The organism is Aminipila terrae (assembly GCF_010120715.1).
GTDB classification, from domain to species: Bacteria; Bacillota; Clostridia; order Peptostreptococcales; family Anaerovoracaceae; genus Aminipila; species Aminipila terrae.
This window is the reverse complement of the sequence record NZ_CP047591.1, coordinates 2,579,829-2,590,473: the sequence shown is the minus strand read 5'-3', so window position 1 is coordinate 2,590,473 and position 10,645 is coordinate 2,579,829. Positions and strand designations below refer to the sequence as shown.

Annotated in this window: 8 protein-coding genes, 3 tRNA genes and 1 pseudogene; 3 read left to right on the top strand and 9 right to left on the bottom strand. The window is 31.9% G+C overall.

The genetic code is table 11. The annotated features are described in order from the left end of the window. Positions 1–271: 271 nt before the first annotated feature. Positions 272–1,390, bottom strand: coding sequence for a hypothetical protein (locus tag Ami3637_RS12290; protein ID WP_162362834.1), 1,119 nt, complete (start codon positions 1,388–1,390; stop codon positions 272–274). Between the two features lie 266 nt (positions 1,391–1,656). On the opposite strand from Ami3637_RS12290, the gene Ami3637_RS12285 reads away from it, so the two are divergent. The 3 genes from Ami3637_RS12285 (at position 1,657) to Ami3637_RS12275 (ending at position 3,646) form a co-directional block, all read left to right on the top strand. After that, positions 1,657–1,845 (top strand): helix-turn-helix domain-containing protein, encoded by a 189-nt coding sequence (locus tag Ami3637_RS12285; protein WP_162362833.1) that lies wholly within the window; start codon positions 1,657–1,659, stop codon positions 1,843–1,845. Positions 1,846–1,867: 22 nt separating this feature from the next. Continuing rightward, the gene (locus Ami3637_RS12280) at positions 1,868–2,404 is read left to right on the top strand and encodes a DUF697 domain-containing protein (RefSeq protein ID WP_162362832.1); all 537 of its coding nucleotides are present in this window, start codon (positions 1,868–1,870) and stop codon (positions 2,402–2,404) included. 93 nt (positions 2,405–2,497) lie between these two features. Beyond that, complete coding sequence (locus tag Ami3637_RS12275; protein WP_162362831.1) at positions 2,498–3,646, top strand: tyrosine-type recombinase/integrase; 1,149 nt, start codon at positions 2,498–2,500, stop codon at positions 3,644–3,646. An 18-nt stretch (positions 3,647–3,664) separates the two neighbouring features. Here Ami3637_RS12275 and Ami3637_RS12270 read toward each other — a convergent pair whose 3' ends face one another. From Ami3637_RS12270 to Ami3637_RS12235, 8 genes and pseudogenes are all read right to left on the bottom strand, one after another. Continuing rightward, positions 3,665–5,338: a hypothetical protein gene (locus tag Ami3637_RS12270; RefSeq protein ID WP_162362830.1), complete on the bottom strand. Its 1,674-nt coding sequence runs from the start codon at positions 5,336–5,338 to the stop codon at positions 3,665–3,667. An 833-nt stretch (positions 5,339–6,171) separates the two neighbouring features. Continuing rightward, a pseudogene (locus Ami3637_RS19155) lies at positions 6,172–6,279 on the bottom strand (nucleotidyltransferase domain-containing protein); the annotation flags it as partial. Between the two features lie 287 nt (positions 6,280–6,566). Next, positions 6,567–6,642, bottom strand: a tRNA-Met gene (locus Ami3637_RS12260). A gap of 37 nt (positions 6,643–6,679) precedes the next feature. After that, positions 6,680–6,768 (bottom strand) — tRNA-Leu (locus Ami3637_RS12255). Between the two features lie 35 nt (positions 6,769–6,803). Next, a tRNA-Asn gene (locus Ami3637_RS12250) sits at positions 6,804–6,878 on the bottom strand. 268 nt (positions 6,879–7,146) lie between these two features. Next, positions 7,147–8,202, bottom strand: a complete 1,056-nt coding sequence (locus tag Ami3637_RS12245) for a tetratricopeptide repeat protein (RefSeq protein ID WP_162362829.1) — start codon at positions 8,200–8,202, stop codon at positions 7,147–7,149. 9 nt (positions 8,203–8,211) lie between these two features. Continuing rightward, positions 8,212–9,726, bottom strand: a complete 1,515-nt coding sequence (locus Ami3637_RS12240; protein WP_162362828.1) for a B12-binding domain-containing radical SAM protein — start codon at positions 9,724–9,726, stop codon at positions 8,212–8,214. 32 nt (positions 9,727–9,758) lie between these two features. Then, positions 9,759–10,631: a radical SAM protein gene (locus Ami3637_RS12235; RefSeq protein ID WP_162362827.1), complete on the bottom strand. Its 873-nt coding sequence runs from the start codon at positions 10,629–10,631 to the stop codon at positions 9,759–9,761. Between the last annotated feature and the right edge of the window lie 14 nt (positions 10,632–10,645).

The window sequence follows — 10,645 nt, the reverse complement described above, 5'->3', positions numbered from 1 at the left end:
AGAAACTCTCTTCTTACTTAAAGCTAATCCCCCATTAATTGGTAAGTCGAAAATATCGCACTTGAAAGATCCCAAATTTCTTTGCTATAAAGTTAAAAAGCTCGTTACCTTCTTTTTAGAAAATAAGAAGGTAACTACTTTTACATTGAAATCTCCTAAAAATGATTGATATATTATAAATCTATATGGCAAGTTAGTAACATGCAATCATATATGTGTTCTTGTATATCGCTCTCATTAATTACTCCATCCTATTCTTATAACCATGCTATCAAAAATTTTCTGTCATTGCATATAAAATGCAACTATACAAATTATCCAATTTCTCAACATTTTCTCGTTTCCCCAGTGTATATGGATTTATATTTAAATCTTTCAATTTCTCTCTGATTCTTCTTACATCTTGTGATGTGTTGCCATCGCTTTTGAATTTTTCTATGCCAATTTCGATGCTCTTTCCCTTTTTAACACACTCAAGAAATCTGATCATTCTTACCTTTATCGACTTATTGAAATGGCTTCTTTGGATAACTTCCATAGCATCATTATATTTATAATATCTTCCAGCGCAAAAGTTTTTGTAAAGATATTTTTCAAAAACTACAAGAGCCATTCTATTAGATGTTTTTAGTAGTTCTTCTAAATTTCCTATTTTATATTTGCTCAATAAGTTTTCAATCTTAGGATTACTAATCTGTACTTCGACCCGTAAAATTTCTTCAGCATTGGTATCATTTTTGAAATCTCCTAAAGAATTCTTTTCCATTTGGCTGCGTTTATCGTATAGATATACTTTAATGCTTCCATCTTTACGATTTCTGATTTTCACACTATTTTTAGGCTTATATCTTTTCTCGTTTTCATCTTTTGCTGTAGCTTCAATTCTAGAAGCAAATTTACCACTTTTGGCAATCTTCAAGTAACTTGCTAACTGATTCTTTCTTAGTTTTATATTACAGCTAAAGTCTACTCTTCTAATTTTTACACTATTTATATTGGGGAACTCTGGGGACACTAATTCCAATGTTTTATTTATTTCCTGTATAACCTTTTCATAATCATGCGTATAGGAGTTATATAAATTCGTATAATTTCCTCCTATTACTTTTGCTAAATTTATTATGTAATTCAACTCAAATGTTTTACTAATCTTCCCATTTACCTTAAACATATTTTCCCCCAAAACGATCTGCATCCCATTCTTTAATTTTAAGCCCCAGGTGTTTTTATGTGTCATTTCATCTACCCTTTCATAAAATTTTGTATATGTAAGATTTTTCTCATCCGAAATACAACGTAATTTATTTTCTGTGCTAAATTCATAAAGTCTATCCTTTGTTTTTTCAAATTGCTCTCTTGATAATTCGTAAGTTGTTTCTACTGTGTGCATCATAATAAGCACTCCTTTCTTTACTGGTTCTATAAACCTTATTCTAAAGATACCTTTCTATATAGATTCATTACTATTTTTGATAAAGATAGTGATCCATTTTAATGATATATATGTATCCTTAATTCAATTTACATTAACCTCAAAACTATTAACTTTATTAAAAGGTTAAAGACAAGATATAAAATAATTCTTGCTGCTATAAATTTAATTTAATGTTATTAACATATTTTTAAATAAAATCTAACCATAAGGAGTGAAGAAAAATGAACACAAAAGAACTAATAACAGTAGATGAGTTATGTGAATTCCTGCAAATAGGGAAAAATACGGCCTATAACTTAATTAATAAGAAACTTATTACAGCTTATCGGATAGGTCATCAATGGAGAATCTCAAAGGAATCTATCCATGAATATTTGAACTCTAGAAAAACCAACATGAAAAATACTTAATATACAATACTAGGAGGTACTGATGCCGATAAATAAAAATCTTGAATTAGATTTATCTATAGAACAAAAACTTATAACTCTAGAAAACCAAAAACTCAAAGTTGATAAGGTTATTAATTTACATGTCACTGGAAGTTTTATTATAGGATTTACACCCATTCCATTTTCTGATGCACCTATACTTTTAGCAAACCAAACGGCTTTAATTGAAAGAATCCTAAATATCTACAATATGTCGGATCTAAGTGAATTAGTTGCTGTTTTAATAGGTAATGTAGGCATTGGTACATTTACCTCCTCTATGGCTAAAAAAGCCTCTTTATATGCTACAGATCAATTGTTAAAATTACTTCCATTTATTGGTACTATTGGTGGTGGAATAATAAACGCTGCTGTGGCAGGTTCACTGACCTATGCTTATGGACAAGCTGTGTCACATTTTTGTTACTGCAAACAACATGAGTTAATCTCAAGCCACAAAAAAGCAAATGTTTCAAAAAAGGATATTGATAATTTTATACAGGTATTTGAAACCTCTTTTAAAAACCACTCTTCTTAAAACAGCATATCAATAGTTAATTAGTTAAAGGCATTTCATTTGAAGTGCCTTTTTCTATTGGAATAAATCAAATACTAAGAAAGGACTGATACCATGACAGGGAGTGTACAAGAAAAAAACGGTATGTTATATATCGTAGTGAATTACAAAGACGAAAATAACAAAAGAAGACAAAAGTGGATTAAGACAGGTTTAGCAATAAGGGGTAATCGTAGAAAAGCCGAAAAGATGCTAACTGATTTACTTGCAGAAAATCAAGATGATACCTATATTTCAAAATCTAAAGTACTATTTTCTGATTATATAAAATTTTGGTTAGAGGTGAATAAATCAAATCTTCAAGTTACAACTTTTGACGGATATACTCACATGCTGAGAAGGCATCTTATACCATACTTCAAAACAAAGAATATTTATTTACAGGAAGTTACGCCAATTCATTTATCCAAATATATTAACGACAAATTGGATGAAGGATTAAACCCGAATACTGTAATAAAACACCTTGCAATAATACGAAGTGTATTGCAATATGCTGTAAAACAGAAACTTATCAAAGAAAATGTTGCTGATTTAGTTGAGAAACCCAAACGGAAAAAATACCTTGCTCAATTTTATAACCAGGAAGAGATTAATACTCTACTTTCATTTACAAAAAATACTTCTATTGAGTTACCTGTCTTTTTAGCTTGCTACTTTGGATTAAGGCGATCAGAAATATTAGGTTTAAAATGGGGTGCCATTGATTTTTCAAATAAAACAATTACCATCCAGCATAAAGTTGTTCGAGCTTATGTGGATGGTAAATGCACAATTCAATGTTCAGATGATTTAAAGACGGATTCCAGTTACAGAACCCTTCCTCTTAATGATACAATATGCAACTATTTAGGTGATTTACGATTGCGGCAATTGACGTATAGTAAAGTTACATTTATTCGACCTAATAAAAATTTAGATGACTATATTTGCATAGATTCTAGAGGTGAACTGCTTAAGCCTGATTATATCAGCCGTGCTTTCCATAAAATCATTTTGAAACATGATTTAAAGCCTATCCGTTTCCATGATTTACGTCATAGCTGTGCTTCTCTTCTTCTCAGTCTAGGTTACAGCATGAAAGATGTGCAAGAGTGGCTAGGTCATTCCAACTTCCAAACCACCGCTAATATCTATGCTCACGTTGACCCGAAAAATAAGCAAAATATGATTGATGAACTTGGGAATAGTCTGATTATATGAAATAGAATAAGCCTAGGCTTATTCTATTTCTAAAGATTTTATATACTGATCTAGTTTTTCAATATCTAAAAAAAATGCTGGAGTATCAATAACATCACCTATATATCTTTTATATATAACTTTATTATTAGATCTGTCTAGCTCGAATAAATCTTTTATATCCCCAGTTTGAATACTTCTTAAAAAATCAACTTTTTCTTCAGTTCTTTTTGTCCTAACAATACCAATTTTTTCTCGTCCAAATCTTTTGCAAATAAACATATCTATACTATCTTTTTTGTCTTCCGTAATTTCATCAACCGTTAAAATTATCGATAATTTGTCATGAATTTGTTTAAGGAACTTATTTATTATAAGAATATTTTCGTTAATAGGTTTATACATCCTTGCTCTTAAAATATCATAAAAATCTTGTTTCCACTCAAGAAAATCAATTCCGGTTAGTAAGCTATTTTCTAAGCACTCAGTAGCTATATATTCTAAATACGTGCTCATAATCAGATATATGTGTGCATATAACTCATAATCCTTTTCTTTTAGTCTACTTTTATCACATGTATTAACAATCTTTTCAAGAAATACTTTAGATTCATCAGGATATGCATTGCCCTCTTTATCAAAAATCTTCCTAAAAAAATCAATATTTCTATATTTCATTTTAGAAACCTCTTCGTCGTCCATCCCATGAAAAGTTATTGCTTCTTCCTGTTCATCAAAGTAAGTTATACCATCAAGTTCATTAGTAAAAATTGTTCCATAATCTTCCGATTTCAAATTAATATTAATGAAAGTTTTATCATCTTTATCAAAATCTGATATAGAAATATATCTATAGTTACAACCATTAGTTTTAAGTTCATTATTAAGCACCTTATATAGATCTTTATTACTATACTGATTTATTTTTTCAGCAAAACAGATTATTCTATCGTATTTTCCTGCAAATAATTTTCGTATTAAGTCATTAGGATATTCTACATCTACGAGGATAGGTTCATCTTCAAACTTAAAAAGGCTCAATAAAATTTTCATAACACTAAAAAAATTATCAAAATTTGGGTTTTCAAAATCTGCTACGATATTCAGATTTTTACCTGGTTCCTTACTTATAGCGTATACAAGTGAGTTCATTTTACAATAAAGCATATAAGCAAAAATAAATTTATAGTTTTCCGTTAAACTATAAAAGAAATTGTTTATTAATATGCCCTTTGCTTTGTAGCTTTCTTTATTTTTAGAAAAACTAATACTATAATATCCACTATCATCTGAAGTAACTTTCCATAACGATGTCTTAAATACTATTACATTATTTTCTAATTTAGGTGATAAAACATTTAAGATATTTTTTAGATAGCTAGAAAATTCGTTTCTTTTACCATGAGCAATATAGAACTCTTTATGATTTTTAGAAATAAACGCATCTATAAAATGGCCATTTGAATATTCATCATCTTGTGCATAAAATTTCTCTATTCTTTTATTATCTGAATATATTTCCCCTCCGATATATCTTTCTTTTCTTCCTGAACCCTTTTCTATAAATTTAGGCACAACAATAAAATTACATATTAAAGTTTCTTGACCCTTTTCGTAATTTACTTTAAATAATCCTTTTTTATTAACCTGCCATTCATAACCATGCCTAGAAAGACTTTCTGATATAGATTCGAAAAGTTCATTAGTATCCATTTTATTAAATCTCCTATTAAATATTATTTAAATTAACTTTATACATTATGCTAATACATATAATCAGAATTCTAAATATAGTTAGAAAAATTATTATATGTATTATAACGAAATAATTTGCAAAAATGAATGGAAAAATGGAAAAGTCTACAAACCAATAAATCTAACTCTTTAAGAAATTCCTCGATTAATTTACGATTTTTGTTTCCAAAAGTGCTTTGGAATTATACAAGAGCTTAGAGCCCATGAATTTCAAGCTTTCTCTCCTAAATATCTGTAGTATTTATTTCATTTCCAAAACCAATTTGGAAATGAATTCTACACAATTGTATCTTTTTCATTTTAGAAAAGGAATACGACATATATTTATTTTTGCTTTTATTAAAACAATATCCTGCTTTCATCAGTATATAACTTAGCAGAGAATTTATCAAATTAAGATTTTAGCTTTCTCTTAATTTCCTTAATAAGGTGCCTTTTTTATTCTTGAGAGAAAAACGCTCTCTACATTATAAAACTCTAAATTTACACAAACAAATTATTCTAGTTTAAGCATCACTCTTCAAAAACAATTACTCAAATCAATTAGAATTTAATGATATAAATAAACACAAAATAAAAAGCCTTCAGATATTCTGAAAGCAATTAATTTATTATTCACGAAGTACTTAAGAAAGCAAAAGCGGCTTGCCTACTATTAAATTCCTAGATAAATATATTATCACTATGCTTGATAAATATATAGCACCTTATCAATTTCTAATATGGATTGCTGCCTTATAGGTAGCGTTTTAGTATCAACTTTTTGTGTCGGATTTCTCTTCCAAATATTTTCAACTGGAAAGCGTAATCAAATAAGTAAATGGCGAATCAAATTCTACTAATAAATCGATATCACTATTTTTGTTATTATTTTCGGCAGCATATGATTCAAATAGGTCTACTTTTTTACCAAACTTGTACTACTACTGCGAATAGCCTTTTTATATCATCTATAGTTATCATACGTAAGCCCTCCATAATTATATCACGATCATATACAGCTTAGAATTTCAGAGTCAATATGGTTTAAATTTGCTGCTACTCTAACCGCGGATAAAACCCTTACAAGATCAATTTTTCAGCTCAAAAAACAATCGGTTAGAAAACCGTTAGAAAAGACACTTTTTCAGAAAAGATTTTAGGCAATAAAAAAACTTGCAATCGTTGAAATTGCAAGTAACTTACGTGGTTGCGGGAGTAGGACTTGAACCTACGGCCTCCGGGTTATGAGCCCGACGAGCTACCAACTGCTCTATCCCGCGATGTGTAGGGTTTAAACAACCCATTTTAAATTTATATTGGTGCCGGAGACCGGGGTCGAACCGGTACGATCGGTAAGGATCGCAGGATTTTAAGTCCTGTGCGTCTGCCAATTCCGCCACTCCGGCGCACCATTGTCATCAAACTGCATTGTTTATTAAATTGGCTCCAAGGGTGGGGCTCGAACCCACAGCCTATCGGTTAACAGCCGAGTGCTCCACCATTGAGCTACCTTGGAACATTTATTTTTCAATCAGTTCTCGCTGACGACAAGATTAATTATAAGCCAAATCAGCTATGTTTGTCAACATGTTTTTTCATTTTTTTTATATTTTTTATAAGAGTTGTAAATCCATTGAAATTCTGCCGTTTTTATCTTTAGTATCCAATGTTTTCTACCCTTTTATACTAAATCTCTATAAAAAATATTATAGAAAACGACATTTTGATTAAATCCGTAGCCAAATACTGTGAAAAATAAATTGCTGATCTCTGTGAATATCAATTTAATTTAACTGGCCATCATAAATTTGTGAACGGATGAGTTCAATCTTTTTGCTGTATTTCTGCTCATTCTCCTGATCACCTGCTTCTTTATAAAGAGCCGCCAGTTCCACCATGGTTTCAATATGGCTTGGATGAAGGGTCAGTACGTTCTTAAAACATTGAACGGCTTTCTCCAACTCTCCAGTCCTGGAATAGGCCATGCCCAGATAATAGGAAAGGGGCCACCAGGTCTTAAACTGACCGTTTAAATAGGGCTCTAATTTATAAATTCCCTCTTCATATCTTCCTGCCAGAATGTGGTTACAACCTGCTTCTATTTTAACTGGTGCTTCTAATTGCTGCAGCCTTTCAATTATTTCATTTTTATCCTTTGAATCGGTGGCTCTATCAACAAACTGTCTCCAGGTTATCTCAGCCTTTGTATAAAGGCCAAGGTTCAAATATGCAAAACCCAGATAATAATACCCTTGGGCAAATTCAGGGTGTTCTTCTGTCAGCAGTTCAAAAAAATCAATAGATTCTGCCTTAAAATTGCCTACATAATCTTCAGTTCCGCCTTTTAAATACATTTCCCTGCAAGCCATAGCATAGCCATACATGCCATTCAGGTAATCCGGTTTCAAGCAAAGGCAGGCCCTGAAATGAATACAGGCATTATCAAAGTCTTCTTTCTCTGCTGCATTCTGGCCTTCCATTAGAATTCCTTCTATTATTTTCTGATTATAAAGCTTCAGTAAAAACGCTATATAATGCTCCGTATACGTAAATTTCGGGTCAATACCCACAACCCATATCATATTCTCTGCAATAAGGGAAGTATTTACCCCCTGTTCGTCTTTAAAATGTTCAGCATCCGTTTTTCTTAGGGGGATTGGGATATTCTTCATTAAGTTTTTTACATCCGCTTTTTCTAAAAAAGCATCTGATAATTCCACAAACACAAAATCATCTAAGTATTTTTTTAAATAACAACCAACCCGGTCATGCCTTTTTCGGATATCCGTCTCCGCATCTGATCTCTTAACCTGATTTTCATTATCTGTAATTTTGCTCATAACTTTCTCCTATAGCATAGTCCAGCCTTTTTTGTTGAATTTCTTAACTGCCTCTGGATTTAACGTGCTGCTCATATCCATCATTAGCAGATCTTTTATCTCTTCCGCAACCCCTGGAATGCTTCTGTCTTTCCAGCCTGCATATTCATAAAAAATGCGATATAAATCTTCTTTCTTATGAGAACGGTTCTGGTATCCCTTTAAATAAAAGAAATATGCCAGTTCTTCGTAAAAATCAAAAGCAGTTTTATTAAGTTTTGCTATAGCATATTCTAAAGTATAAAAAAATCCACCTCTGTTATAATATAAATCTAAAAGGTTTTCAACCATTTTAAGTCTTGCTATACCCTCTGCAGAAATGAACCGGTTTGATATAACTTCATACGGTGCTACATCACGAAATACATATTCATATATATTTTTTTCATCTCTGATCTTTGTTCCTTTAAGCAATTTCAGAAATCCTAACTGAAACTGATCTGCTCCAAGTTCATATACTCCATTAAAAGAGTTCACAAAGGATAAATAATCTTCAAAAGGCAATCCAGCAATTAAATCCACATGAGTATGTACATTTCCCAGTGCTACTATTTTTCTTATATTAGGTAACAGTAACTCTGTATTTTGATTTCTGTTTACCGTTTCCAGGGTTAGTGGGTTAAGACTTTGGATACCAATCTCTACCTGAAATAATCCTTTTCTTGCACTTCCCAGCAAACTTATAAACTCTTCATCAATAAGGTCTCCGCAGATTTCAAAATGAAAGTTTGTAATTCCATTGTCATTATTAAGAATATATTTAACAATCTGGTTGCATCTGTCCCTATCATAGTTAAAGGTTCTGTCAATAAACTTCACTTGTTTTACATGCTTAAAAAGAAAATATCCCAGTTCCTTTTTCACCCTTTCCATAGGAAGCGGCCTCACATGCTTTTCTATTGATGAAAGGCAATAGCTGCACCGGAAAGGACATCCTCTGACTGACTCATAATACACTATGCGATCGTCATTTGGGAGTAAAAAACTGTATGGAAAAGGGACAAGGTCAAAATCCTGTAAATCTGCTGGGGGATTTACATAAATCTTCCCATTGGATCTGTAAATCAGTCCTTTGATTTTTTCAAATGAATTTACTCCTGATAGATAGATTTTGGCAAAATCCCTGAAAACTTCTTCCCCTTCTCCAACTATGATATAGTCTATATATTTATGTTTTCTTAAAAACTCTATGGAATCATAACTGACTTCAGGACCACCTAACAAAACTTTTATATCAGGTCTAGCTTTTTTTATATTCTCAGCCAAATATACGGTCCTTGTAATGTTCCAAATGTAGCAGGAAAAACATATCACACTATATCCGCCTCTGATAATCTCTGTATAAATATAGTCATCATCATTATTGATAGTAAATTCTCTTATATCAATAGAACGTCTATTCTCAATGGCCGACATATACAGATATTTTAGAGCCAGATTTGAATGAATATATTTAGCATTTAATGTTGTAAGTAATATTTTCATACAAAGTTTCCCCTACTTATAATCAATTTTGTTTATAGTGCTCTGAATCTCTCATCCTTAATAAGGTTTGTATTTTCCATAGCTCGTTTAAGCTGATTCATCATTCTTTCCTTATCCTGAGGTAAATCCCCCTTTAAGGAAACATAGTTGGAAGCATGATTGCTCCTGAAAACACAGTTTTTGGTTACATTTATATTTTTCAACATCAAGGCAGTTTCACCCAGGACTTCTTCCGCAGAAAGTATTTTAAACCGGCCTTCCTGTATTTCCTTGTATATAGGTGCAGCCGGTTCCACCATTAGAGTCAGAAGCCCCACATAGGATGGTTCCATCTGTGAAATCATGCTGGCCGTCTCCAAAGCGTGCTCCTCCATATTTTCAGGCCCTGCAAGCCCGGAAATAAATGTAACGGAAGCTTTGATTCCTACCGCCTCTATCTTTTTTACTGCTTCAATGATTTGTTCTCTTGTAACCCCTTTATTTACCGATTCCAACACTTTCTGGCTTCCTGATTCGGCTCCTATATAAATGATACCTAATCCACGTTTACGAAGCTGTATCAGCTCCTCAGGGCTTTTTATAAGCACATCCTGAGGAGTTCCATAGGCTCCTACTCTTTTACATTCAGGAAATACCTTTTTTATATGTTCCAGAATAGTCAGAAGTTTATGGGTGGAGAGACAAAGTGCATCTCCGTCTGCCAGAAAAATCTTTTCCACATGCCTGTAATATTTTCTGGCCATGTCCAGGTCTTCCAGTACTTCCTGCACATTTCTGACCCTGAATTCTTTGTCTTTAAACATGCTGCAGAAAGTACATTTATTATGAGTACAGCCAATAGTTACCTGAACTATCAGGCTGTACGCTTCACTAGGGGGTCTGAATATATTTCCTTCGTATCTCATAAAACCTCCTTAAA

What these genes read in the sequence shown, in the direction of transcription:
- Ami3637_RS12290 (WP_162362834.1), bottom strand. Translation starts at nt 1,390, where the DNA reads ATGCACACAGTAGAAACAACTTACGAATTATCAAGAGAGCAATTTGAA.
- Ami3637_RS12285 (WP_162362833.1), top strand. Translation starts at nt 1,657, where the DNA reads ATGAACACAAAAGAACTAATAACAGTAGATGAGTTATGTGAATTCCTG.
- Ami3637_RS12280 (WP_162362832.1), top strand. Translation starts at nt 1,868, where the DNA reads ATGCCGATAAATAAAAATCTTGAATTAGATTTATCTATAGAACAAAAA.
- Ami3637_RS12275 (WP_162362831.1), top strand. Translation starts at nt 2,498, where the DNA reads ATGACAGGGAGTGTACAAGAAAAAAACGGTATGTTATATATCGTAGTG.
- Ami3637_RS12270 (WP_162362830.1), bottom strand. Translation starts at nt 5,338, where the DNA reads ATGGATACTAATGAACTTTTCGAATCTATATCAGAAAGTCTTTCTAGG.
- Ami3637_RS12245 (WP_162362829.1), bottom strand. Translation starts at nt 8,202, where the DNA reads ATGAGCAAAATTACAGATAATGAAAATCAGGTTAAGAGATCAGATGCG.
- Ami3637_RS12240 (WP_162362828.1), bottom strand. Translation starts at nt 9,726, where the DNA reads ATGAAAATATTACTTACAACATTAAATGCTAAATATATTCATTCAAAT.
- Ami3637_RS12235 (WP_162362827.1), bottom strand. Translation starts at nt 10,631, where the DNA reads ATGAGATACGAAGGAAATATATTCAGACCCCCTAGTGAAGCGTACAGC.